A 26,023-nucleotide genomic window follows, 5' to 3' on the forward strand; every position below is an offset into this window, starting at 1 on the left:
TGGAAAATGATTCCTGAAGACTATACTCGCTAATTGAAACGTGACGTCGATTCAACGCAATAAATTGCCAGATACACCTGATTTGGTAGTATGCACTCACTCTTTGCGCAACCAGGCGGATTTCGCGTTTGGTTATGCATTTTCGTGTCGCAATTTACTGGCGGAGTTAACACAAGGATGCGATTAACGACGAAATTCTCAGCTTTTGTTACGCTACTCACCGGGTTGACCATTTTTGTCACCCTGATCGGCTGCTCGCTGAGTTTTTACAATGCCATCCAGTACAAAATGAGTCATCGCGTGCAGGCGGTCGCCACTGCTATCGATACGCATCTCGTTTCGCGCGATTTCAACGCGCTGTCACCACACATCAACGAACTGATGATGTCTGCGGATATCGTCCGGCTTGATTTGCGCCAGGGTGAAAAAACGATCTTTACCCAGACGCGCGCCAGCAGCTACCGTCCGGTTGGCACCAGTAATATGTTCCGGGAACTGTCGGTACCGCTGTTAAAACATCCGGGCATGACGATGGATCTGGTTTATCAGGATCCGATGGGGAATTATTTTCATTCGCTGATGACCACCGCGCCGCTCACGCTGGCGATCGGTTTTATTATCCTGATGCTGTTTCTGGCTGTGCGCTGGCTGCAGCGCCAACTTTCCGGCCAGGAGCTACTGGAGGTGCGTTCTACGCGGATCCTGAACGGCGAACGCGGACCGAATGTTCGCGGCAGCGTGTATGAATGGCCGGCGCGCACCAGCAGCGCGCTGGACATGCTGCTCTCCGAGATCCAGAGCGCGCAGGAGCAACGCAGCCGACTCGATACGCTTATTCGCTCGTACGCGGCTCAGGACACCAAAACCGGCCTCAGCAACCGTCTCTTTTTTGATAACCAACTGGCGACATTGCTGGACGATCAAGAAAAGGTCGGCGCTCATGGGGTGGTGATGATGATTCGTCTGCCGGACTTCAATTTGCTGCGTGACAGTTGGGGACGCAACCTCGCCGAAGAAGAACTGTTCAGCCTGATCAATTTGTTATCCACCTTTATCCTGCGCTTTCCGGGCGCGCTGCTGGCGCGTTACCATCGCAGTGACTTCGCCGTGCTGTTGCCGCACCGTACCCTGAAAGAGGCGGAGAGCGTCGCCGGGCAACTTCTGAAAGCGGTCGATGCGCTGCCAACCAATAAAATGCTCGATCGCGACGATATGTTCCATATCGGCATTTGCGCCTGGCGTAGCGGCCAGTCGACCGAACAGGTGATGGAACATGCGGAAGCGGCCACCCGCAACGCGGTTTTGCAGGGCGGAAATAGTTGGGCGGTGTACGATGATACGCTGCCGGAAAAAGGGCGCGGCAACGTACGCTGGCGCACCCTGATTGAACAAATGCTCAGTCGCGGCGGGCCGCGCATTTATCAAAAGCCAGCGGTTACCCGTGAAGGGCGCGTTCACCACCGGGAACTGATGTGCCGCATTTTTGACGGCCATGAAGAGGTTAGCTCGGCGGAATATATGCCGATGGTGCTTCAGTTCGGCCTGTCGGAAGAGTATGACCGTCTGCAGATCAGCCGGGTCATTCCGCTCCTGGGCTACTGGCCGGAAGAAAATCTGGCGATTCAGGTCACCGTCGAGTCGCTGATTCGCCCGCGTTTTCAACGCTGGCTGCGTGATACCTTGATGCAGTGTGAAAAATCACAACGTAAACGCATAATTATTGAACTTGCAGAGGCAGATGTGGGTCAACACATCAGCCGGTTACAGCCAGTTATTCGTCTGGTGAATGCGTTAGGCGTTCGGGTGGCGGTAACCCAGGCGGGTTTAACGTTGGTCAGCACCAGTTGGATCAAAGAGCTCAATGTGGAATTACTCAAGCTCCATCCGGGATTGGTCAGAAACATTGAGAAGCGAACAGAGAACCAGTTACTGGTGCAAAGCCTGGTGGAAGCCTGTTCGGGCACCCATACCCAGGTTTACGCGACAGGGGTACGGTCGCGTGGCGAGTGGCAGACGCTGACAGCCCGCGGCGTTGCGGGCGGACAGGGGGATTTCTTTGCCTCCTCCCAACCGCTGGATACAAACGTGAAAAAATATTCTCAAAGATACTCGGTTTGACCTGCCGTTTGTTCAGTTTTCACGTAGAATAACGCGCGCTGTGCTTTCATGGGGGTGTGCTTGTCTGCTCGCCAGGGTGTTGCAGCACATATGCAGGTGAATGACCTTAAACAGGTTGCAAATGAAAGCGAGGATTGCTGCTGAAAAGCTCAGCCCTGAGGGACTCAGGTAGAGATTTGTAACAGAGGAAACGAACTGCACTAATTTTCACCGTAGCAGATGATTTTTGCGCCTTGTCGCTGCTGCGTGTGGTTGGTAAAGTAAGCGGATTTTGTTTTCCGCCCCAGCTTTCAGGATTATCCCTTAGTATGTTGAAAAAATTTCGTGGCATGTTTTCCAATGACTTGTCCATTGACCTGGGTACCGCGAATACCCTTATTTATGTAAAAGGACAAGGCATCGTATTGAATGAGCCTTCCGTTGTGGCCATTCGTCAGGATCGTGCCGGTTCGCCGAAAAGCGTGGCTGCAGTAGGTCATGATGCGAAGCAGATGCTGGGCCGTACGCCGGGCAATATTGCTGCGATTCGCCCCATGAAAGACGGCGTGATCGCCGACTTCTTCGTGACTGAAAAAATGCTCCAGCACTTCATCAAGCAAGTGCATAGCAACAGCTTTATGCGTCCAAGCCCGCGCGTGCTGGTGTGTGTGCCGGTTGGCGCGACCCAGGTTGAACGCCGTGCTATTCGTGAATCCGCGCAGGGCGCAGGCGCCCGTGAAGTGTTCCTGATCGAAGAACCAATGGCTGCCGCTATCGGCGCAGGCCTGCCGGTTTCTGAGGCAACCGGTTCCATGGTGGTGGATATCGGTGGCGGGACGACGGAAGTGGCCGTTATCTCTCTGAACGGCGTCGTTTATTCGTCATCTGTGCGTATCGGCGGCGACCGCTTCGACGAAGCAATCATCAATTACGTCCGCCGTAACTACGGCTCTCTGATCGGTGAAGCGACCGCAGAACGTATTAAGCACGAAATCGGTTCCGCTTACCCGGGTGACGAAGTGCGCGAAATCGAAGTGCGTGGTCGTAACCTGGCGGAAGGCGTTCCACGCGGCTTTACCCTGAACTCCAATGAAATCCTGGAAGCGCTGCAGGAACCGCTGACCGGTATCGTGAGCGCGGTGATGGTTGCGCTGGAACAGTGCCCGCCGGAACTGGCGTCTGATATCTCCGAGCGCGGCATGGTGCTCACCGGCGGTGGCGCGCTGCTGCGCAATCTTGACCGCCTGTTAATGGAAGAAACCGGTATTCCAGTTGTTGTCGCTGAAGACCCGCTGACCTGTGTGGCGCGTGGCGGCGGCAAAGCGCTGGAAATGATCGACATGCACGGCGGCGACCTGTTCAGCGAAGAGTAATCGGATGCAGGCAGGGGCGTGTCTGGCGCCTCTGCCGAATCTGATACGAGAATACGCAAACTTATGAAGCCAATTTTTAGCCGTGGCCCGTCGCTACAGATTCGCCTTATCCTGGCGGTGCTGGTGGCGCTCGGCGTCATTATCGCCGACAGCCGTCTGGGTACGTTCAGTCAAATCCGCACGTACATGGATACCGCCGTCAGTCCTTTCTACTTTATTTCCAATGGTCCCCGTGAACTGCTTGATGGCGTCTCGCAAACGCTGGCTTCGCGCGACCAGCTTGAGCTTGAAAACCGGGCGCTGCGTCAGGAACTGCTGCTGAAAAACAGCGAGCTGCTGATGCTCGGGCAGTACAAACAGGAGAATGCGCGTCTGCGCGAGCTGCTGGGATCGCCGCTGCGTCAGGATGAACAAAAGATGGTGACGCAGGTCATCTCGACGGTTAACGATCCCTACAGCGATCAGGTGGTTATCGACAAAGGCAGCGTGAACGGCGTTTACGAAGGCCAGCCGGTCATCAGCGATAAAGGCGTTGTTGGCCAGGTGGTCGCGGTGGCGAAGCTGACCAGCCGTGTATTACTGATTTGCGACGCGACCCATGCGCTGCCGATTCAGGTACTGCGTAACGATATCCGTGTGATTGCCGCCGGTAACGGCTGCACCGATGATTTACAGCTCGAACACCTGCCAGCCAATACCGACATTCGCGTTGGCGATGTGCTGGTGACGTCGGGGCTGGGCGGGCGCTTCCCGGAAGGTTATCCGGTGGCCGTGGTTTCCTCCGTTAAGCTGGATACACAGCGGGCATATACCGTGATACAGGCGCGTCCAACCGCCGGTTTACAGCGTCTGCGCTATCTGCTGCTGTTGTGGGGCGCCGACCGTAACGGATCAAATCCCATGACGCCGGAAGATGTGCATCGCGTGGCGAATGAGCGCCTGACGCAGATGATGCCTCAGGTGCTGCCCTCGCCGGATATGATGGGGCCGCCTGCGCCAATGCCCGCGCCAGCGACCGGGATCGCCACGACGCCCGTAACGCCGCCGCAGCCAGCGTCGCCTCAGCCACGTCCGTCGGGAGGTCAGTAGTGGCGAGCTATCGTAGCCAGGGTCGCTGGGTTATCTGGCTCTCGTTTCTCATCGCGCTTTTATTACAAATCATGCCCTGGCCGGAGGAGATCATCGTCTTTCGGCCAAACTGGGTGCTGCTCATTTTACTGTACTGGATCCTCGCGCTGCCGCACCGCGTAAATGTGGGCACAGGCTTTGTGATGGGTGCCATACTGGATCTGATTAGCGGTTCCACGCTTGGCGTGCGGGCGCTGTCGATGAGCATCATCGCGTATCTGGTCGCATTAAAATTTCAGTTATTCCGCAATCTGGCGCTCTGGCAGCAGGCTCTGGTGGTGATGTTGCTTTCGCTGGTGGTGGATATTATTGTTTTCTGGTCAGAGTTTTTAGTGATCAACGTCTCTTTCAGACCTGAAGTGTTCTGGAGTAGTGTAGTCAACGGCGTGCTCTGGCCGTGGCTGTTCTTGCTGATGCGTAAAATCCGCCAGCAGTTCGCGGTGCAATAAGTGCAATAAAGGTTTCTATGACGTCTCTATACTTAGCTTCCGGTTCACCCCGCCGCCAGGAACTGCTCGCCCAATTGGGCGTTGCGTTCGAGCGTATCGTTACCGGTATCGAAGAGATGCGCGGCGCAGGGGAAAGCGCGCAGCAGTATGTCTCTCGGCTGGCGCGTGAAAAAGCACAGGCGGGCGTGACGCAGACCCCGCGCGATTTGCCAGTGCTGGGGGCGGACACGATCGTCATCCTTCATGGTGAAGTTTTAGAGAAACCGCGCGATGCAGAACACGCCGCGACAATGCTGCGTAAGCTATCCGGGCAGACGCACCAGGTGATGACCGCCGTGGCGCTGGCCGACAGTCAGTACGTGCTCGACTGTCTGGTGGTGACCGACGTGACGTTCAGAGCGTTGTCGGATGCGGATATCGCTGACTATATCGCCAGCGGTGAACCGATGGATAAAGCAGGTGCATACGGTATTCAGGGGCTGGGTGGCTGTTTTGTCAGGAAGATAAATGGCAGCTATCACGCCGTAGTCGGCTTACCGCTGGTTGAAACGTATGAGTTGCTAAGCAATTTTAACTCACTGCGTGAGAAAAGGGATAAACATGACGGCTGAATTGTTGGTAAACGTAACGCCATCGGAAACGCGTGTGGCGTATATCGACGGCGGGATCCTCCAGGAGATTCACATTGAGCGTGAGGCGCGACGGGGAATCGTAGGCAATATCTACAAAGGTCGGGTAAGTCGCGTACTGCCGGGTATGCAGGCGGCTTTTGTAGATATTGGGCTGGATAAAGCCGCATTTCTTCATGCTTCTGACATCATGCCGCATACCGAATGCGTGGCGGGCGATGAGCAGAAACAGTTTACCGTACGGGACATTTCCGAACTGGTGCGTCAGGGACAGGATCTGATGGTGCAGGTGGTGAAAGATCCCCTCGGCACCAAAGGCGCGCGTCTGACCACCGACATCACCCTGCCTTCCCGTTATCTGGTCTTTATGCCCGGCGCGTCACACGTTGGGGTGTCTCAGCGTATTGAAAGCGAAGCCGAACGCGAAAGACTGAAAAAGGTGGTGGCGGAATATTGCGACGAGCAGGGTGGATTTATCATTCGCACCGCGGCAGAAGGCGTATGTGAAGACGATCTGGCTTCCGATGCCGCCTACCTCAAGCGTGTCTGGACGAAAGTCATGGAGCGCAAAAAGCGCCCGCAGACGCGGTATCAGATGTACGGCGAACTGGCGCTGGCGCAGCGCGTATTGCGTGATTTTGCCGATGCGCAGTTGGATCGCATTCGCGTGGATTCCCGTCTGACCTACGAGGCGCTGCTGGAGTTTACCGCCGAGTACATTCCGGAAATGACCAGCAAGCTGGAGCATTACAGCGGGCGTCAGCCGATTTTTGATCTCTTTGATGTGGAAAATGAGATCCAGCGGGCGCTGGAGCGCAAGGTTGAGCTGAAGTCCGGCGGCTATCTGATTATCGATCAGACCGAAGCGATGACGACCGTTGATATCAATACCGGCGCTTTTGTCGGCCATCGCAATCTCGACGACACCATTTTTAACACCAATATCGAAGCAACGCAGGCCATTGCCCGCCAGCTTCGCCTGCGCAATCTGGGCGGCATTATTATCATAGACTTTATCGATATGAATAATGACGATCACCGCCGTCGGGTTCTGCATTCTCTGGAGCAGGCGCTGAGCAAAGACCGAGTGAAAACCAGCATCAATGGCTTTTCACAGTTGGGACTGGTGGAAATGACGCGCAAACGCACGCGGGAAAGCGTGGAACATGTGCTCTGCAACGAGTGTCCAACCTGTCACGGTCGCGGTACGGTGAAAACGGTGGAAACCGTGTGTTATGAAATTATGCGTGAGATCGTACGCGTGCATCATGCCTACGATTCCGACCGTTTCCTGGTTTATGCTTCTCCGGCGGTCGCGGAGGCCCTGAAAGGGGAGGAGTCGCACGCGCTGGCGGAAGTGGAAATTTTTGTTGGCAAACAGGTTAAAGTGCAAATCGAACCGCTCTATAACCAGGAGCAGTTCGACGTCGTAATGATGTAATCATTTACGTAGGCCAGATCACGCGTTCACGCCGCCATCTGGCACCCTTTGCTTGCAGTTTGCGAGCCACTTTCAGGCAGACAAGGAGAGACGCGTGAGGCGATTGCCGGGGATATTACTGCTCACTGGAGCCGCGCTCGTCGTCATCGTAGCGCTGCTGGTCAGTGGCCTGCGCCTGGCCCTGCCGCATCTCAACAGCTGGCGTCCTGCCATCCTCGCCAAGATCGAATCCGCGACCGGTTTGCCGACGGAGGCCAGCCAGCTTACCGCCAGTTGGCAAAACTTTGGTCCAACGCTGGAAGCGCGGGACATCCGCGTGCAGCTAACTGACGGCGGCGAGTTTGCGGTGAAGCGCGTCACCCTGGCGCTGGATGTCTGGCAAAGTTTGCTGCATATGCGCTGGCAGTTTCGCGATCTGACGTTCTGGCAACTGAACCTACGCACCAATACCCCCATTCAACGCAGCGGAGACGCGGATACCCCTGAAGCGGGACGCATCAGCGATCTTTTTCTGCGTCAGTTCGATCACTTCGATCTCCGCGACAGCCAGATTAGCTTTCTGACCCTTTCAGGCCAGCGCGCCCAGTTGGCTATCCCCCAGTTGACCTGGCTTAACAGCCGAAACCGTCACCGCGCGGAGGGGCAGGTCAGCCTGTCGAGCCTGACCGGTCAACATGGCGTAATGCAGGTCCGTATGGACCTGCGCGACGATGATGGACTGCTGAATAATGGCCGCGTCTGGTTGCAGGCGGACGACATTGACGTCAAGCCGTGGTTGGGGCGATGGATGCAGGACAACGTGGCGCTGGAAACCGCGCGCTTTAGTCTTGAGGGCTGGATGAACATCAGCAAGGGAGAGATCGCTGGCGGCGATGTCTGGCTGAAAAAGGGCGGCGCGAGCTGGAAAGGCGAAAACACGACCCACACGCTTGCAGTCGATAACCTGACGGCGCATATCAGTCGCGAACAGCCCGGTTGGCAGTTCGCCATTCCAGATACCCGCATCACCATGGACGGCAAACGCTGGCCGAGCGGCGCACTGCAGCTTGCCTGGATCCCTGAGCAGGACGTGGGCGGCGCGGACGGTAAACGTAGCGACGAGCTACGCATTCGCGCCAGCCATCTTGATTTAGCCGGCCTTGATGGGCTGCGCCCCGTGGCGGCGAAGCTCTCGCCTGCGCTTGGTGAAGTCTGGCAGGCGACGCAGCCGAGCGGAACGATTGACACGCTGGCGCTGGATATCCCCCTTGATGCGACCGAAAAGACCCGTTTTCAGGCTGCATGGCGCGATCTGGCGTGGAAGCAGTGGAAGCTGTTGCCGGGAGCAGAGCATTTTTCCGGGACCCTTTCAGGAAGCGTTGAGGATGGTCGGTTAACCGCCGCCATGAAGCAGGCGAAAATGCCGTATGAAACGGTTTTCCGCGCGCCGTTAGAAATTGAAGATGGCGTAGCGACCCTGCACTGGCTGAAGAATGAGAAAGGTTTTCAACTGGATGGGCGCGATATCGACGTTAAAGCCAAAGCGGTACATGCCCGCGGCGGTTTCCGCTATCTGCAACCCGCAGGCGACGAGCCGTGGCTGGGCATTCTGGCGGGTATCAGCACCGACGACGGCTCCCAGGCCTGGCGGTATTTTCCGGAAAACCTGATGGGTAAAGCGCTGGTGGACTATCTCAGCGGGGCGATTCAGGGCGGTGAAGCGGATAACGCGACGCTGGTCTATGGCGGAAATCCCCATCTGTTCCCCTATAAACATAACGAAGGCCAGTTTGAAGTGCTGGTGCCGCTGCGTAACGCCAAATTCGCTTTCCAGCCGGATTGGCCTGCGCTGACCAATCTGAATATCGAGCTGGATTTCCTTAACGACGGCTTGTGGATGAAAACCGACGGTGTCGATTTAGGTGGTGTAAAAGCCTCCAACCTGACAGCGGTCATCCCCGACTATTCGAAAGAAAAACTGTTGATTGATGCCGATATCACTGGGCCTGGCGACGCAGTGGGGCCGTATTTTGACGGTACGCCGCTTAAAGAGTCGCTCGGCGCCGCCCTTGAGCAGTTGCAAATTGGCGGCGATGTGAATGCTCGCTTACATCTGGATATTCCCCTCGACGGCGAGCTGGTAACGGCGAAAGGCGACGTCACGTTGCGCGACAACAGTCTGTTGATAAAACCGATCGACAGCACCCTGAAAAACCTTAGCGGTAAATTCAGCTTTACCAATGGCGATCTCCACAGTGGGCCGATGACGGCGAACTGGTTTAATCAACCGTTGAACGTCGATTTCTCCACGACCCAGGGAGCAAAAGCGTATCAGGTCGCGGTGAACCTCAACGGTAACTGGCAGCCCACCCGTACCGGCGTATTGCCTGTTCAGGTGAATGACGCGCTCGGTGGCAGCGTGGCGTGGAAGGGAAAGGTGGGGATTGACCTGCCGTATCGTTCAGGCGCGCATTACCACGTTGAGTTGAACGGCGATCTTAAAAATGTAAGTAGTCGCTTACCTGCGCCGCTGAATAAAAAAGCCGGTGAACCGTTACCCGTTAACATTACCGCTAACGGCGACCTGCGTAGCTTTGCCCTCACCGGCAACGCAGACAAAGAGAACCATTTCAACAGCCGCTGGCTGCTGGGTCAGAAGCTTACCCTGGACCGCGCCATCTGGACGGCGGAAAGTCGAACCACACCGCCACTGCCCGAACAGGAAGGTATCGAACTTAATCTGCCCGCGTTGGATGGCGCCGAATGGCTGGCGTTATTCCAGAAAGGTGCGGCGGATAACGTGACCAGCAGCGCGAAGTTTCCTCAGCGCATTACCCTGCGTACGCCAGCGCTGACGCTGGGCGGTCAACAGTGGAACAACATGAGCATTGTTTCGCAGCCAGCGCTGAACGGAACGACCGTTGAAGCGCAGGGGCGAGAGATCAATGCGACGCTGGCGATGCGCAATAACGCGCCGTGGCTGGCGAATATCAAATACCTTTATTACAACCCGTCCACAGCGAAACCTGCAGAAAAAAACGACGCTCCCGCGACGCCGTTTGCCACTGTAGATCGCGTCAGTTTCCGCGGCTGGCCTGACATGCAGCTGCGCTGTAGCGAATGCTGGTTATGGGGGCAGAAGTATGGGCGCATCGATGCCGATCTGGCGATCAACGGCGATACGCTGAACCTGAGCAACGGGTTGCTGGACACCGGCTTTGCCCGGCTCACCGCAGACGGCCAGTGGGTCAACGCGCCTGGCCGCGAACGCACTTCGATTAAAGGCAAACTGCGCGGCAACAAGATTGATGCGGCGGCAGGCTTCTTTGGCGTGACCACGCCGATGCGCAACGCGTCGTTTAATGTCGATTACGATCTGCACTGGCGCAATCCGCCGTGGCAGCCAGATGAAGCCTCACTCAACGGGATTATTCGTACCCGTCTGGGCAAAGGGGAAATCACCGACTTAAGCACCGGCCACGCCGGGCAGCTCCTGCGCTTGCTCAGCGTAGACGCGCTGCTGCGTAAACTGCGTTTTGATTTTAGCGACACCTTTAGCGAAGGGTTCTACTTTGATTCGATCCGCAGTACCGCGTGGATTAAAGACGGCGTGTTGCATACCGATGATACGCTGGTGGACGGCCTGGAAGCGGATATCGCTATGAAAGGGTCGGTTAATCTGGTGCGACGCGAACTGGACATTGAAGCGGTCGTGGCGCCGGAAATCTCTGCCACGGTGGGCGTGGCTGCCGCGTTTGCGGTCAACCCGATCGTCGGCGCGGCGGTATTTGCCGCCAGTAAGGTGCTTGGGCCGCTGTGGAACAAAGTGTCGATTCTGCGCTATCGCATCACCGGTCCGGTCGATCAACCGCAGATCAACGAAGTTCTGCGCCAGCCGCGGAAAGATAAAACGCAATGATTTGACGGCGACGCGGAATTACCCCACTCTCAGTACATAGTCTTGCCGGAGGGTAACGTAGCGGCCTACATTATGACGTTTCCGTAGGCCGCATACACGCAGCGCCATCCGGCGTAAATTTTTTAGCATAGCGCTCTCCTACGCAGCAACTAACGAGTAGCAAAACGATGAGTCTGAACCTGGTAAGTGAACAATTGCTGGCAGCAAACGGCCTGAAACATCAGGATCTGTTTGCCATTTTGGGCCAACTGGCCGAACGCCGTCTCGATTACGGCGATCTCTATTTTCAATCGAGCTATCACGAATCCTGGGTTTTAGAAGATCGCATCATTAAGGATGGTTCTTACAATATTGACCAGGGCGTGGGCGTACGGGCGATCAGCGGCGAAAAAACCGGGTTTGCGTATGCAGACCAGATCAGCCTGCAGGCGCTGAGCCAGAGCGCACAGGCTGCGCGCACCATTGTCAGAGACAGCGGTGACGGGAAAGTGAGAACGCTGGGCGCTGTGGAACACTCCGCGCTTTATACCTCAGTGGACCCGCTCCAGAGCATGACCCGTGAGGAGAAGCTCGATATCCTGCGTCGTGTCGATAGCGTGGCGCGAGACGCTGATACGCGCGTGCAGGAAGTCACCGCGAGCCTGACCGGCGTCTATGAACTGATCCTTGTGGCGGCAACGGACGGAACGCTGGCGGCGGATGTGCGTCCGCTGGTGCGTCTTTCCGTTAGCGTACAGGTGGAAGAAGACGGTAAACGCGAGCGCGGCGCCAGCGGCGGCGGCGGTCGTTTCGGCTATGACTGGTTCCTTGCGGATCTGGACGGGGAGGTTCGCGCAGACGCATGGGCGAAAGAAGCGGTACGTATGGCGCTGGTTAATCTCTCCGCCGTCGCCGCGCCGGCAGGCACGCTGCCGGTGGTGCTTGGCGCGGGCTGGCCGGGCGTGCTGCTCCATGAAGCGGTAGGCCACGGACTGGAAGGCGACTTTAACCGTCGTGGTACGTCGGTGTTCAGTGGACAGGTCGGCGAGCTGGTCGCTTCTGAACTCTGTACGGTGGTGGATGACGGCACGATGGTCGATCGTCGTGGTTCTGTCGCGATTGACGATGAAGGCACGCCGGGCCAGTACAACGTGCTCATCGAAAACGGCATTCTGAAAGGTTACATGCAGGATAAGCTGAATGCGCGCTTAATGGGCGTTGCGCCAACCGGAAACGGTCGTCGTGAGTCTTACGCACATCTGCCGATGCCGCGCATGACCAACACCTATATGTTGCCGGGGAAATCCACCCCGCAGGAGATCATTGAATCCGTCGAATATGGCATCTACGCGCCAAACTTTGGCGGCGGTCAGGTGGATATCACTTCTGGTAAGTTTGTCTTCTCGACTTCGGAAGCCTATCTCATTGAAAACGGTAAAGTGACCAAACCGGTAAAAGGCGCAACGCTGATTGGTTCCGGGATCGAAGCGATGCAGCAGATCTCTATGGTGGGTAATGACCTGAAGCTGGACAACGGCGTCGGCGTCTGCGGCAAAGAAGGACAGAGCCTGCCGGTGGGCGTCGGTCAGCCGACGTTGAAGGTGGATAACCTGACCGTGGGCGGCACCGCGTAAGTCGCGGGTCTGCCGTGCCGGATGGCCGCACGTTGCGAGTTATCCGGCCTGGCGTGTTGTGTTCCTGCGTGCCCGATAAGCGACAGCGCCATCGTGCAATTTAGCCTTTCTCTTTTCCCCGACCGTACATTCCCTGAAACAGCTGCGATACATCGACAAAATAATCGGTCAGGTAGTTAATCACGACCTGCACTTTCAGCGGCAGCTTATCTTTTTCGGTATACAAGGCATAAACCGGACGCGGATCGGACTGATAACGCGGTAATAAGATCTCCAGTTCTCCGCGGTTAATCTCGTTGATCACCCACATCAACGGGACGTAGGCGACGCCCGCGCCGGCGGTCAGCCAGCGGCTCAGGGTCATCGGATCGTTGGTGACAAAGCGTCCCTGTGGGATCAGACGGGTTGAAATCCCTTCTGGCGCGATCAGCTCAAACTCATTGTCCGGACGGACGCTGTACTCCAGCCATGAGTGGTTTGCGAGGTCGGCTGGCTTCTCCGGTATGCCATATTGCGCGAGATAGCGTTTGGCGGCGCAAACCACCATTGGCATCGCCCCCAGGCGGCGGGAAAACAGACTGGAATCCTGTAACGCGCCAACGCGGATCACCACGTCCAGGCCGTCAGCAATCAGGTCGGGTGCGGGAATACCGGTGACCAGATTTACCGTCAGGCCGGGGTACTCTTTCAGCATTTTTGCGGTCAGTCCGGCGAGGACATTTTGTGCCATCGTTGAAGAACAGCCGATCCGCAACGTGCCGATAGGGGTATTGTTAAACGCGTAAAGCTGCTCGTGAACATCCTGCACTTCATGGAGCATTCGACGGCAGCCCTGGTAGTAAATTTTTCCGGCTTCAGTCAGCCCAATGCTGCGCGTACTGCGGTTGAGCAGTTTAACCTGCAGTTCATCTTCCAGTTTTGCAACCGTCTGGCTGATGGATGAAACGCTCATTTGTAGCTGTCTGGCCGCGGCGGTGAAGGAGCCAAATTCCACGACTTTGGCAAACACCGACATCCGTTTTAATCGTTCCATTATTCACTCTGGCTTAAAAGTGATTTAGATCACATATTATAGATAACAGCATAACAGTTACGTTAATATATTATTATTCAAATAACGGCTGCGTCGCTCTCGCCTGGCTTTCCTTGCCCTTCTCCGCGGCGACACGGCTAAAAACTGTATCGCCTGCACTCTCTAAAAAATCAAGGTCAACATGAGTCTGTTTCCCGTTATCGTGGTGTTTGGTCTGTCCTTCCCACCGATATTTTTCGAATTGCTTCTGTCACTGGCGATTTTCTGGCTGGTGCGCCGGGTGCTTGTGCCCACGGGCATCTATGATTTTGTCTGGCATCCGGCTCTGTTCAATACCGCGCTGTATTGCTGTCTCTTTTACTTAATATCGCGCCTGTTCGTTTGAGGTTGAAGTGAAAACACTAACAAGAAAACTCTCCCGTACGGCCATTACCCTCGTTCTGGTCATCCTGGCGTTCATCGCTATTTTTCGCGCCTGGGTCTATTACACCGAATCACCGTGGACGCGTGACGCGCGCTTCAGCGCCGACGTGGTCGCCATTGCGCCCGATGTTTCCGGGCTGATCACTAACGTGAATGTGCATGATAACCAGCTGGTAAAGAAAGATCAGGTGCTGTTTACCATTGACCAGCCGCGCTACAAGAAAGCGCTTGAAGAAGCAGAAGCCGACGTCGCCTATTACCGGGTGCTGTCGCAGGAAAAACGTCAGGAGGCCAGCCGCCGTAACCGTCTTGGCGTACAGGCGATGTCACGAGAGGAAATCGACCAGGCCAATAACGTTCTGCAAACCGTCTTACATCAGCTTGCGAAAGCGCAGGCGACCCGCGACCTGGCAAAATTAGATCTTGAGCGTACCGTGATCCGCGCTCCGGCCGACGGCTGGGTCACTAACCTTAACGTTTATACTGGCGAATTTATTACCCGGGGCTCCACCGCTGTGGCGCTGGTGAAGCAAAACTCGTTCTACGTGCTGGCCTATATGGAAGAGACCAAACTGGAAGGCGTGCGTCCGGGTTACCGCGCCGAGATCACCCCGCTGGGCAGCAACACGGTGCTGAAAGGTACGGTGGACAGCGTGGCGGCGGGGGTGACCAACGCCAGCAGCACGCGTGACGACAAAGGTATGGCCACTATCGATTCTAACCTTGAATGGGTCCGTCTGGCGCAGCGCGTGCCGGTGCGTATTCGTCTTGACGATCAGCAGGAGAACCTGTGGCCTGCCGGGACGACCGCCACCGTGGTTGTCACCGGTAAGCAGGATCGCGACGCCAACAACGACTCGTTCTTCCGTAAAATGGCGCACCGTCTGCGCGAGTTTGGTTAATCGCGATGGGTATTTTTTCCATTGCCAACCAGCACATTCGCTTTGCGGTTAAACTGGCATGCGCCATCGTACTGGCGCTGTTTGTTGGTTTTCATTTTCAGCTTGAGACGCCGCGCTGGGCCGTTCTGACCGCGGCTATTGTCGCGGCGGGACCGGCTTTCGCCGCTGGCGGCGAACCCTATTCCGGCGCTATCCGCTATCGCGGGATGCTGCGTATTATTGGGACTTTCATCGGTTGTATTGCCGCCCTGGTGATCATCACGACGATGATCCGCGCGCCGCTGCTGATGATTATGGTGTGCTGTATCTGGGCGGGGTTTTGTACCTGGGCATCGTCGCTGGTGCGTATCGAAAACTCCTATGCCTGGGGATTGTCGGGCTATACTGCCCTGATTATCGTTATCACCATTCAGCCGGAACCGCTGTTGACGCCGCAGTTCGCCGTTGAACGATGTAGCGAAATCGTCATCGGGATTGTCTGCGCCATCATGGCGGATCTTCTGTTTTCTCCGCGATCCATCAAACAGGAAGTGGATCGCGAACTGGACAGCCTGCTGGTCGCGCAGTACCAATTGATGCAGCTGTGTATCAAACATGGCGACAGCGAAGAAGTGGATCAGGCCTGGGGCGATCTGGTGCGGCGAACCGCCGCGCTGGAGGGAATGCGCAGTAACCTGAACATGGAATCATCGCGTTGGGCGCTTGCCAACCGCCGTCTGAAGGCGATTAACACGCTTTCGCTGACCATGGTGACTCAGTCCTGCGAAACCTATTTGATTCAGAATACGCGACCGGAAGCGATCACCGATACGTCCCGGGAGTTCTTCGATATGCCCGTTGAAACGGCGCAGGACGTGCATAAACAGCTTAAACGCCTGCGTCGGGTGATTGCGTGGACCGGCGAGCGCGAAACGCCGGTGACCTTGTACACCTGGGCCGGGGCGGCGACGCGCTATCTGCTGCTTAAGCGGGGAGTAATCGGTAATACCAAAATTAGCGGTACCGAGGAGGAGATCCTGGAGGGCGAGCCGGTGGTGAAAGTGGAATCCGCCGAGCGTCATCATGCGATGGTCAACTTCTGGCGTACCACGATTTCCTGCGTGCTGGGCAGCCTGTTCTGGCTGTGGACCGGCTGGACCTCCGGCAACGGGGCAATGGTCATGATCGCGGTGGTGACCTCGCTCGCCATGCGTTTGCCGAATCCGCGGATGGTGGGGATCGATTTTATCTACGGGACGCTCGCGGCGCTGCCGTTGGGGGCGTTTTACTTTCTGGTGATCCTGCCTAATACCCAGCAAAGCATGTTGCTGCTGTGTCTGAGCCTTGCGGTGTTGGGGTTCTTTCTCGGGATCGAAGTACAGAAGCGGCGGCTGGGATCGATGGGGGCGCTTGCCAGTACCATTAACATTATCGTACTGGACAACCCGATGACCTTCCATTTCAGTCAGTTTCTCGACAGCGCGTTAGGGCAAATTGTCGGCTGCGTGCTGGCGTTCCTGGTTATTCTGTTGGTGCGTGATAACTCCCGCGCCCGTACCGGACGTGTGCTGCTGAACCAGTTTGTCTCTGCGGCGGTCTCGGCGATGACCACCAATGTGGTGCGTCGTAAAGAGAATCATCTTCCGGCGCTTTATCAGCAGTTGTTTTTGCTGATGAACAAATTTCCTGGCGACCTGCCGAAATTCCGTCTTGCCCTGACGATGATCATTGCGCATCAGCGCCTGCGCGACGCGCCTGTTCCAGTCAACGAGGATCTGTCAGCGTTTCACCGCCAGCTGCGCCGTACAGCGGATCACGTAATATCGGCCAGCAATGACGATAAGCGTCGACGCTACTTCGCGCAATTGCTGGAGGAACTGAACGTCTATCAGGAAAAACTGCGAGTCTGGGAAGCGCCGCCGCAGGTGACCGAGCCGGTAAAACGTCTGACCGGCATGCTACACAAGTATCAACATGCGCTCACCGATAGCTGACCTGAAACCGACGCCAAAAGCGTCGGTTTTTTTATGGCTATACTTATTCGATGTGCGCAAAACCATGACATCGAAAGGAGAAACACCATGCAAACGCTCCAGGAGAACGAACTTTTCCAGACGGGATATCTGGTTGATGGATTGTGGAAAACGCTGGATACCACCTTTGATGTCCTGAACCCGGCCACCGGCGAGATAATCGCGAAGGTCGCCAAAGCGGGTAAACAGCAGACCGAGGAGGCGATTGCCGCCGCCAGCAAAGCGTTTCCCGCCTGGCGAGCGAAAACGGCGAAAGCGCGCTCGGCTATTTTGTACCGTTGGTACGAATTGATTATTGAGAATAAACGTTGGCTGGCCCAGTTAATGACCACCGAACAGGGGAAACCGCTGAAAGAAGCGGAAGGCGAAGTGGAGTACGCCGCCAGCTTTATCCAGTGGTTTGCGGAGCAGGCTAAACGCGCTAACGGTGAAATTATTCCGCCGGTCAAACCCGGATCGCGCATTCTGGCGACCCGTGAACCGGTGGGGGTGGTGGCGGCAATAACCCCGTGGAACTTCCCAATGGCGATGCTGACGCGAAAACTTGGCCCGGCGCTGGCCGCTGGCTGCACCGGCGTGATTAAACCCGCCAATAACACACCGCTAAGCGCCTTTGCGCTGCTTACCCTGGCGAAGAAAGCGGGCGTACCGGATGGCGTCCTCAACGCCGTGGCGGGCAATACGCAGGAGATCAGCGACGCGATTATGGCCAGCCATGAAGTGCGCAAAATCTCCTTTACCGGTTCCACTGCCGTCGGGAAAACGCTGATGCGGAACGCGGCGGAAACGATGAAAAAGGTCTCGATGGAGCTGGGCGGCAACGCGCCTTATATCGTATTTGACGATGCCGATATCAATGCCGCCGTGCAGGGTGCGATCGCCAATAAATTCCGCAATGCCGGTCAGGTATGCGTGAGCGTCAACCGTTTCTATATTCAGGAGAACGTCTACGACGAATTTACCCGCAGGCTGGCGGACGCAGTACAGGCGCTGAAGGTCGGCAACGGACTGGACGAAGGCGTAGTGGTCGGGCCGCTCATAGAGCCGTCTGCGGTCGACAAAGTGCGTGAGCACGTCGACGATGCAGTGGCGAAAGGCGCGAAGGTGTTGGCGGGCGGCAAGGCGCATCCGTCTGGCGGTAACTTCTGGCTACCGACGGTGCTGGGGGAGTGCAGTGATGGCATGAAGCTGGCCAGCGAGGAGACTTTTGGGCCGGTTGCCGCCTGCTTCCGTTTTACCAGCGAAGACGAGGTCATTCAGCGAGCGAATAACACGCCGTTTGGCCTCGCCGCCTACTTCTATACGCAAAACCTGCAGCGGGTTTTCCGCGTCTCGCAGGCCATTGAAAGCGGCATGATCGGCATTAACGAATGTGCGGTTTCCACCGAGCTGGGGCCGTTTGGCGGCGTGAAAGAGTCAGGGTTGGGACGTGAAGGATCGGTGCTGGGGCTGGACGAATTCCTGGAAGTGAAAACCCTGCACATTGGCGGCCTGTAAGTGAGGTGGCGTCGGGAAGGTGGCGACAAATGAACATCTATACATTTGATTTTGATGAAATTGAGGATCAGAACGATTTTTATCGTGAATTTACCCGGATGTTTGGCCTCGCCAGCGAAAACGTGAACGATCTCGATGCGCTGTGGGATATCGTTATGAGCGAAAAGCTGCCGCTGCCGCTGGAGATCGAGTTTGTGCATCTCCCCGACAAGCTGCGCAGACGCTATGGCGCGCTGATTCTGCTGTTTGATGAAGCGGAAGAAGAGCTGGAAGGGCAGTTGCGCTTCAACGTCCGTCATTAAGGCATAAAAAAGCCCCCGCCAGTCGGGGGCAAGGTCGTCGGACTAGACGACGAGGGTTTATTTGTACAGTTCGGCAGTGGCATGCCAGTTGTCACCGCTGCGGGCTTCAGTGATCTGATACGCTGATGCGCCTTTTTCTTCGGCTTTTTTGTTCAGCATTTCATGCATGTCCATCGGGTTTGAGCCGATCGCGCTTACGGAGATAGAACCCATTGCTTCGCGATTTTGTGCTTGTTCTGCGGTAATCGAATCTGCGGCGAAAGCGCCGAAAGAAAGAACAGAGAGAACGCTTAATGCTGCAACAGTAGTTTTGATTTTCATGATAAGTACCTCGTCGAATTTTATTATTGGGGGTCTTCGTTTCGTGACCCTCATCACAGAACTGAGTATACACTAATAACGCGATAAATTAATACCACGCTAACTGTTTCGCTGCTTTGTCAGTGATTAAAAACGACATTTTTATAACAATGCGTCATTAAAAATGCAGGCATTTAGTGTGTTTTTCAATAAAATCAAAATGTTATACAATTTAGCGATTTGTGCGTTTTAGAGAAGATGTATTCACTATGTGAATGTCTTTAGGCAGTAAAAGGCACTAACTGTTAAATCAGATGCAGCAGAAAAGCGGGTGAATTGAGGTGCGGGCCGGGTTTTCCCCGCCGCGGAACGCAGCGGGGTGAAGGGGATTAAAGCTCTTGCTCGAACAGCTCCAGAATGGCTTCGTACAGATCTTTCACCGTAAAGCCGTTCGCCGGCGTGGTGAAGATAGTGTCATCACCGGCGATGGTGCCAAGGATACCTTCGGCTTTACCGAGCGAGTCCAGCAGGCGCGCGATCAGCTGCGCGGCACCGGGGCTGGTGTGGATCACCACCACCGCATCGTTATAGTCGATGTCCAGCACCAGATTCTTCAGCGGACTGGAGGTCGTGGGGACGCCGAGTTCAGCCGGCAGGCAGTAAACCATCTCCATTTTCGCGTTGCGGGTGCGTACCGCGCCGAACTTGGTCAACATGCGGGATACTTTGGACTGGTTGATATTATCAAAGCCCTGATCCTGCAACGCGAGGACGATTTCGCCCTGGGAACTGAATTTTTCTTCTTTGAGCAGCGCTTTAAACGCTTTAACTAACTCTTCTTGCTTAGCGGAGCTTCGCATAAGTCACCCGTAGTATGAGGATGGAAACAACATTATTATGCATACAGATGAATTTTTATGCAAACAGTCTGCCTTAGTGAAGGCTGAAATAATGTTATGAAAGAGCGGAATTTTATCAAATTTCGTTATCAAGAAACATGCCTGTGTCACGCCTCGCAAATAAGCTTAAAAGTAAATTAATTGTTATCAAAATGATGTTGTTTTGGTCGGGCAGTAGGGTATATTGTCACCACCTGTTGGAAAGTTGCTCGACTGCGCTGGCGTCCTCGTATTACGTAAATTAAATGCATAAAAGCTAAATTCGCGTGACTACACATAATTGAGTATGAGTGATTGTATTCATCGTATTTGTGGATTATGGTCGCCGCCGCGGAGCAACAAACACTTAGTTTATCAATATAATAAGGAGTTTAGGATGAAAGTCGCAGTCCTCGGCGCAGCTGGCGGCATCGGCCAGGCGCTTGCACTACTGTTAAAAACCCAACTGCCTTCAGGTTCAGAACTCTCCCTGTACGACATCGCTCCAGTGACTCCCGGTGTGGCCGTTGATCTGAGCCATATCCCAACTGCTGTGAAAATCAAAGGCTTCTCCGGTGAAGACGCGACCCCGGCGCTCGAAGGCGCTGACGTGGTGCTGATCTCCGCAGGCGTTGCACGTAAGCCGGGCATGGACCGTTCCGACCTGTTTAACGTTAACGCAGGTATCGTTAAGAACCTGGTTCAGCAGATCGCGACCACCTGTCCGAAAGCCTGCATCGGTATCATCACCAACCCGGTGAACACCACCGTGGCTATCGCCGCTGAAGTGCTGAAAAAAGCGGGCGTTTACGATAAGAACAAACTGTTTGGCGTCACCACGCTGGACATCATCCGCTCCAACACCTTTGTCGCGGAATTGAAAGGCAAGCTGCCAACCGACGTTGAAGTTCCGGTAATTGGCGGACACTCTGGCGTGACGATTCTGCCGCTGCTGTCGCAGATCCCGGGCGTGAGCTTTACCGAGCAGGAAGTGGCTGACCTGACCAAACGTATCCAGAACGCGGGTACTGAAGTGGTTGAAGCAAAAGCCGGTGGCGGTTCCGCAACCCTGTCGATGGGCCAGGCGGCGGCACGTTTTGGCCTGTCTCTGGTTCGCGCGTTGCAGGGCGAAAAAGGCGTGGTGGAATGTGCCTACGTTGAAGGTGACGGCCAGTATGCGCGTTTCTTCTCTCAGCCGCTGCTGCTGGGTAAAAACGGCGTGGAAGAACGTCAGTCTATCGGCAAACTGAGCGCATTCGAACAGAACGCGCTGGAAGGCATGCTGGACACGCTGAAGAAAGACATTCAGCTTGGCGAAGAGTTCGTTAACAAGTAAGCGAACCGTAGCCAGAAAAGACAAAACCGGAGCGCAGACTCCGGTTTTTTTGTGATTGGGTTTGGCGATATTCTCTGTACCCCGAATCATTCACGTAGCGTCGGGGCAGCAAGTCAGTGAATTCCCAGAAGCGTACGAACAGTACGAGACTGGGGAGAATGACCATAGCCAACAAAGCGGCAGCGTGACGGATGCAGCGTATTAATTGGTCGCCGGGTATTCCTGAATGGTGACCTGCAACGTCAGTTGCTTGTCATCACGCATGACCACCACAGGGATCACCGACCCCGGTCGGATCTCCGCCACCTGATCCATCGTTTCCAGCGCGGACACGGCCGGCTTATTGTTCACCGAGATAATCAGATCGTTAACCTGAATTCCCGCCTGCGCCGCCGGGCCATCCGGGGCGACTTCATTCACGACGATCCCCTGGATCTGATCCATCCCGCTGCCTTGTGCGTGCAGCGGCGCAATCTCGCGACCGCCAATGCCAATGTAGCCGCGGATCACGCGCCCGTCGCGGATCAGCTTATCCATAATTTTGGTCGCCAGCTGGAACGGGATGGCAAAGCCGATCCCCTCCGGGGTTTCACCATCGTTGCTCTTGTCAAACGACAGCGTGTTGATTCCCATCAGTTCGCCCAACGAATTCACCAGCGCGCCGCCGGAGTTTCCGTGGTTGATCGAGGCGTCCGTTTGCAGGAAGTTCTGCCGTCCCGTCGGGTTCAGGCCGATGCGCCCCGTCGCGCTGATAATCCCCTGGGTAATGGTCTGCCCGAGGTTGTACGGGTTACCAATAGCCAGCACGACGTCGCCAATGTGTGGCGTGCGACGGGTGTTGATCGGAATGGTTGGCAGACCGCCGGTGGCGTTGATTTTCAGGACCGCCAGATCGGTCAGCGTGTCGGAGCCGACCAGCAGCGCTTCGAACACCCGACCATCCTGAAGGGCGACGATGATTTGGTCGGCATCGTTGATCACGTGCTTGTTGGTAATGATATAGCCGCGTTGATCCATAATGACGCCCGAACCGAGCGTGCGGATCTCCAGCTGGTTATGCGCGGTGCTGTTCATGCTGCGGTTATAGACGTTGACCACCGCAGGCGCCGCGCGACGTACCGCAGAGTTGTAGCTCGCCGGCGTCTCGTCGGCGCTGTCGTATTGCGGTACGGAAAGGGTGTTGATTTTGCGTAGCGAAGGCATGGCGGCCAGAAGAATGGCGCCGACAATCAAACCAATTGCGACCGAACGTAAGAGCTTCACAAACATGATGGAGGCGTCATTAATAAAGGAAACGGCAGCAGCATACCACGAGTTAACCGGACATCACACGCGGGGCTGATGTCCGGTTAAGTCGCATTAGCGCAGGAGCAGGTAAATACTCTCGTTACCGCGAACCACCTGTAGCGCGATGATTGACGGTTTCGCTTCCAGCACTTTGCGCATTTCGGCGATGGAATGGACGCGATCGCGGTTGACCCCGATAATCACATCATCTTTCTGCAAACCAGCCTGGGCGGCCGGGCTGCTTTTCTCCACGCTGTCAATTTTGATGCCTTTGCTGCCGTCTTTCAGCTGACCGTCGCTCAGCGTCGCGCCCTGAAGCGCCGGAGCGATCATTTCCGCACTCGCAGAGGCGGAGGTACTGGCATCGAGCGTGACTTCCACGTCCAACGGCTTACCGTTACGCAGCAGGCCCAGTTTCACTTTTGTGCCCGGTTCAGTGGTGGCGATACGCGATCGCAGTTCGGCAAAGCTATTGAGCGGCTTACCGTTGAGGCTGGTGATGACGTCGCCGGATTTCACGCCTGCCTTCGCGGAACCGGAGTTCGGCAGTACTTCGCTGACAAACGCGCCGCGCTGAACGTCAAGTTTGAACGCTTTGGCGATGTCAGCGGTCATTTCGGTGCCCTTGATACCGAGCAGGCCGCGTTTGATTTCGCCAAACTGAATCAACTGCTGCGCCAGAATGCGCGCCATATTACTGGGGATGGCAAAGCCAATGCCCACGCTGCCGCCCCCGGGCGCGAGGATGGCGGTGTTGATGCCAATAAGCTCGCCGTTGAGGTTAAGCAGCGCGCCGCCGGAATTCCCGCGGTTAATCGAGGCGTCGGTCTGAATAAAGTTTTCCAGTCCTTCCAGATTCAACCCGCTGCGTCCCAGCGCGGAGACGATACCCGAGGTGGCGGTCTGTCCCAGACCGAACGGGTTGCCTACGGCCACCGCAAAATCGCCGACGCGCAGTTTGTCGGAGTCGGCGATAGCGATTTGCGTCAGCTTGCTGGCGTTCTGAATTTGCAGCAGGGCGATGTCGCTCTGGTCGTCGCTGCCAATCAGCTTCGCGTCAAACTCGCGACCGTCGTTAAGCTGTACGCTGATTTTTTGCGCCTGATTAATGACGTGATTGTTGGTCAGCACATAACCTTTCGCGGCGTCGATGATCACCCCGGAGCCAAGACCTTCGAACGGCTGCGAGGGCTGATCCGGCAGTTCGTCACCGAAGAACTTTTTGAACTCTTCCGGTACTTTCTGGCTTTGGGTGGCGGTGCCTTCAACCTTCACGCTCACCACGGCAGGCAGCACCTTTTCGAGCATCGGCGCCAGGCTCGGCAACGCGGGCTGGCCCGGAACCTGACCGGGAATCGAGGCGACGGCCTGAAACGGTGCCGAGAGAGTTAACCCGACACTTAACGCTAAAGCACTCAACAGCTGGGTGTGTTTTTTCATGGATCCTGCTCTCGTACCTTGAGTGAAAGGAAAGTCGATTCAAAACAGGTTGATGTTATTGAATTTTCAGTCAGCTAACAATGCGGATAATGATTAAATGATAGTCGGGACGGGAGAGAAGAGGCGGGCGCAATGAGCGCGCCCGGAAAATTTCGTGCCGATGTGCGATCAGTCGCGCTTTGCGCCGCTACGCAGCAGGCCGGATGCGCCTTCAGAGTAGTCACGGGGCATTTGCACCGGCGCTTGATCGTTGCTGGCTTCAGACTCCGCCAGGCGGTTACGGAACGGATTCGACTCCGCAGACAGTTCCGGCAGCAGGCTGCTGGAGCTTTTCGCCATGTGCTGATACAGCTGGCGGTAATCGTGGGCCATGGTGTCCAGCAGTTCGGCGCTGCGGGCAAAGTGGCTCACCAGTTCTTCACGGTACTCTTCCAGCTCAGCTTTGTTCTTTTCCAGTTCGTACTGCAACGCCTGTTGCTGACGTAATTTGCGATTACCAAAACGCATGGCCACGGCGCCGATGATGATGCCGACGACTAAACCAATTAGCGCATATTCCCAGGTCATGAACATCTCCCGTTGTCTTTTGTTTCCGTAGGGTGTTGGCTTTAGGCTCCATGCCCGCGCCTGATATAGCCACTATAACCGCTAATCCCGCAGAAGTGGAATCCCACGTGTATATCGCGTAGTGTAGAACGGCCTTTTTTTCGACAACCGTGAACGACGGCACACCGATTTTCAAGGAATAACAATAACATCATGCAAAGCATTTCCCCCACATCGCGTTATCTGAAAGCCATTAACGACGGCACCCACCAACCCGACGACGTACAAAAAGAAGCGGTTAACCGCCTGGAGGCGATCTATCAGGCGCTAACGGTAAAGACGCCGCCAGCCGCCCCGGTGAAAGGCTTTATGGCCCGCGTCGGCCAGCTGTTGGGAAAACGAGAAGTGACGCAGCGCGTCCCGGTGCGCGGCTTATATATGTGGGGCGGCGTCGGGCGTGGGAAAACCTGGCTGATGGATCTTTTCTACCATAGTCTGCCGGGCGAACGTAAACAGCGTCTGCACTTTCATCGTTTTATGCTGCGCGTCCATGAAGAACTGACGGCGCTCCAGGGGCAGAGCGATCCGCTGGAAACGATCGCTGACCGTTTTCAGGCCGAAACGGACGTGCTGTGCTTTGACGAATTTTTTGTTTCCGACATTACCGACGCGATGCTGCTCGGCGGGCTGATGAAAGCGCTGTTTGCCCGCGGTATCACGCTGGTGGCGACCTCGAATATTCCGCCTGACGAGCTGTACCGTAATGGCCTGCAGCGCGCACGCTTTCTTCCCGCCATTGATGCCATTAAGCAACATTGCGACGTCATGAACGTGGACGCGGGTGTTGATTATCGCCTGCGAACCCTGACCCAGGCGCACCTGTGGCTTTCACCGCTTAACGATGAAACGCGGCAACAGATGGATACGCTGTGGCTGGCGCTGGCAGGGGTGAAGCGCGAGCAGGGGCCGACGCTGGAAATCAATCACCGTCCGCTGCCGACGCTGGGCGCCGAAAACCAAACGCTGGCGGTGTCGTTCGATACGCTGTGCGTCGACGCCCGCAGCCAGCATGACTACATTGCCCTGTCGCGCCTTTACCATACGGTAATGCTGTTCGATGTGCCGGTGATGACGCCGCTGATGGAGAGCGAAGCGCGGCGCTTTATCGCGCTGGTGGATGAGTTTTACGAACGCCATGTCAAGCTGGTGATCAGCGCGGCGGTGCCTTTATATGATATTTATCAGGGGGAGCGGCTGAAGTTCGAGTTCCAGCGCTGCTTGTCGCGGTTGCAGGAGATGCAGAGCGAGGAGTACCTCAAGCGGGAGCATATGCCCTGAACGCTCGCCCTCCGGCGCGGATGACCGTTACACAAATCACAAAAAGGGGTCGATCTTTGACCCCGACTTCTCTATAATCCTGCGACCCCACGTTACAAGAA

Annotated in this window: 21 protein-coding genes; 15 read left to right on the top strand and 6 right to left on the bottom strand. The window is 55.9% G+C overall.

Going from position 1 to position 26,023, the window contains the following annotated elements:
- Positions 1-177: 177 nt before the first annotated feature.
- The 8 genes from csrD (at position 178) to tldD (ending at position 12,628) form a co-directional block, all read left to right on the top strand.
- Positions 178-2,118, top strand: coding sequence for an RNase E specificity factor CsrD (gene csrD / locus APU02_RS20010; protein WP_060571039.1), 1,941 nt, complete (start codon positions 178-180; stop codon positions 2,116-2,118).
- 308 nt (positions 2,119-2,426) lie between these two features.
- A complete protein-coding gene (gene mreB / locus APU02_RS20020; RefSeq protein ID WP_000913396.1) occupies positions 2,427-3,470 on the top strand; it encodes a rod shape-determining protein MreB in 1,044 nt (347 codons plus the stop codon).
- A 63-nt stretch (positions 3,471-3,533) separates the two neighbouring features.
- Positions 3,534-4,559, top strand: a complete 1,026-nt coding sequence (gene mreC / locus APU02_RS20025; RefSeq protein WP_060571040.1) for a rod shape-determining protein MreC — start codon at positions 3,534-3,536, stop codon at positions 4,557-4,559.
- Positions 4,559-5,047 (top strand): rod shape-determining protein MreD, encoded by a 489-nt coding sequence (gene mreD / locus APU02_RS20030; RefSeq protein ID WP_042291986.1) that lies wholly within the window; start codon positions 4,559-4,561, stop codon positions 5,045-5,047. Before mreC ends, mreD begins: the two co-directional genes overlap by 1 nt.
- Before the next feature lie 17 nt (positions 5,048-5,064).
- Positions 5,065-5,658, top strand: a complete 594-nt coding sequence (locus APU02_RS20035) for a nucleoside triphosphate pyrophosphatase (protein WP_060571041.1) — start codon at positions 5,065-5,067, stop codon at positions 5,656-5,658.
- Positions 5,648-7,117: a ribonuclease G gene (rng, locus tag APU02_RS20040; RefSeq protein ID WP_042291983.1), complete on the top strand. Its 1,470-nt coding sequence runs from the start codon at positions 5,648-5,650 to the stop codon at positions 7,115-7,117. The genes APU02_RS20035 and rng overlap by 11 nt, the downstream gene beginning before the upstream one ends.
- A 94-nt stretch (positions 7,118-7,211) precedes the next feature.
- Positions 7,212-11,015 (top strand): AsmA2 domain-containing protein YhdP, encoded by a 3,804-nt coding sequence (gene yhdP / locus APU02_RS20045; protein WP_060571042.1) that lies wholly within the window; start codon positions 7,212-7,214, stop codon positions 11,013-11,015.
- Between the two features lie 167 nt (positions 11,016-11,182).
- Positions 11,183-12,628 carry a metalloprotease TldD gene (gene tldD, locus APU02_RS20050; RefSeq protein WP_060571043.1) on the top strand — a complete coding sequence of 482 codons (1,446 nt, stop codon included), beginning with the start codon at positions 11,183-11,185 and terminating at the stop codon, positions 12,626-12,628.
- 100 nt (positions 12,629-12,728) lie between these two features.
- Here tldD and aaeR read toward each other — a convergent pair whose 3' ends face one another.
- The gene (aaeR, locus tag APU02_RS20055; protein ID WP_060571044.1) at positions 12,729-13,661 is read right to left on the bottom strand and encodes an HTH-type transcriptional activator AaeR; all 933 of its coding nucleotides are present in this window, start codon (positions 13,659-13,661) and stop codon (positions 12,729-12,731) included.
- A 181-nt stretch (positions 13,662-13,842) separates the two neighbouring features.
- Here aaeR and aaeX point away from each other — a divergent pair, with 181 nt between their 5' ends.
- From aaeX to APU02_RS20080, 5 genes are all read left to right on the top strand, one after another.
- Complete coding sequence (aaeX, locus tag APU02_RS20060) at positions 13,843-14,046, top strand: p-hydroxybenzoic acid efflux pump operon protein AaeX (protein WP_000051841.1); 204 nt, start codon at positions 13,843-13,845, stop codon at positions 14,044-14,046.
- Between the two features lie 7 nt (positions 14,047-14,053).
- Positions 14,054-14,986: a p-hydroxybenzoic acid efflux pump subunit AaeA gene (gene aaeA / locus APU02_RS20065; RefSeq protein ID WP_060571045.1), complete on the top strand. Its 933-nt coding sequence runs from the start codon at positions 14,054-14,056 to the stop codon at positions 14,984-14,986.
- Between the two features lie 5 nt (positions 14,987-14,991).
- Positions 14,992-16,959: a p-hydroxybenzoic acid efflux pump subunit AaeB gene (aaeB, locus tag APU02_RS20070; protein ID WP_060571046.1), complete on the top strand. Its 1,968-nt coding sequence runs from the start codon at positions 14,992-14,994 to the stop codon at positions 16,957-16,959.
- Positions 16,960-17,046: 87 nt separating this feature from the next.
- Positions 17,047-18,495: an NAD-dependent succinate-semialdehyde dehydrogenase gene (locus tag APU02_RS20075; RefSeq protein ID WP_060571047.1), complete on the top strand. Its 1,449-nt coding sequence runs from the start codon at positions 17,047-17,049 to the stop codon at positions 18,493-18,495.
- 29 nt (positions 18,496-18,524) lie between these two features.
- Positions 18,525-18,797, top strand: a complete 273-nt coding sequence (locus APU02_RS20080) for a barstar family protein (protein WP_042291964.1) — start codon at positions 18,525-18,527, stop codon at positions 18,795-18,797.
- Between the two features lie 57 nt (positions 18,798-18,854).
- On the opposite strand, the gene yhcN is transcribed toward APU02_RS20080, so the two are convergent.
- Positions 18,855-19,118: a peroxide/acid stress response protein YhcN gene (yhcN, locus tag APU02_RS20085; protein WP_042291961.1), complete on the bottom strand. Its 264-nt coding sequence runs from the start codon at positions 19,116-19,118 to the stop codon at positions 18,855-18,857.
- Between the two features lie 368 nt (positions 19,119-19,486).
- A complete protein-coding gene (gene argR, locus APU02_RS20090; RefSeq protein ID WP_012135369.1) occupies positions 19,487-19,957 on the bottom strand; it encodes a transcriptional regulator ArgR in 471 nt (156 codons plus the stop codon).
- 415 nt (positions 19,958-20,372) lie between these two features.
- On the opposite strand from argR, the gene mdh reads away from it, so the two are divergent.
- The gene (mdh, locus tag APU02_RS20095; protein ID WP_042291960.1) at positions 20,373-21,311 is read left to right on the top strand and encodes a malate dehydrogenase; all 939 of its coding nucleotides are present in this window, start codon (positions 20,373-20,375) and stop codon (positions 21,309-21,311) included.
- Positions 21,312-21,512: 201 nt separating this feature from the next.
- On the opposite strand, the gene degS is transcribed toward mdh, so the two are convergent.
- The 3 genes from degS to zapG form a co-directional block, all read right to left on the bottom strand.
- The gene (degS, locus tag APU02_RS20100; RefSeq protein WP_042291957.1) at positions 21,513-22,580 is read right to left on the bottom strand and encodes an outer membrane-stress sensor serine endopeptidase DegS; all 1,068 of its coding nucleotides are present in this window, start codon (positions 22,578-22,580) and stop codon (positions 21,513-21,515) included.
- A gap of 90 nt (positions 22,581-22,670) precedes the next feature.
- Positions 22,671-24,038 (bottom strand): serine endoprotease DegQ, encoded by a 1,368-nt coding sequence (gene degQ, locus APU02_RS20105; protein ID WP_060571048.1) that lies wholly within the window; start codon positions 24,036-24,038, stop codon positions 22,671-22,673.
- A 168-nt stretch (positions 24,039-24,206) separates the two neighbouring features.
- On the bottom strand, positions 24,207-24,605 hold the full coding sequence (zapG, locus tag APU02_RS20110; protein ID WP_042292056.1) for a Z-ring associated protein ZapG: 399 nt from the start codon (positions 24,603-24,605) through the stop codon (positions 24,207-24,209).
- A 192-nt stretch (positions 24,606-24,797) separates the two neighbouring features.
- Here zapG and zapE point away from each other — a divergent pair, with 192 nt between their 5' ends.
- Positions 24,798-25,922: a cell division protein ZapE gene (gene zapE, locus APU02_RS20115; protein WP_042291953.1), complete on the top strand. Its 1,125-nt coding sequence runs from the start codon at positions 24,798-24,800 to the stop codon at positions 25,920-25,922.
- Positions 25,923-26,023 lie beyond the last annotated feature (101 nt).

The organism is Citrobacter sp. 50677481 (genome assembly GCF_001463265.1).
Taxonomy (GTDB): domain Bacteria; phylum Pseudomonadota; class Gammaproteobacteria; order Enterobacterales; family Enterobacteriaceae; genus Citrobacter_A; species Citrobacter_A sedlakii.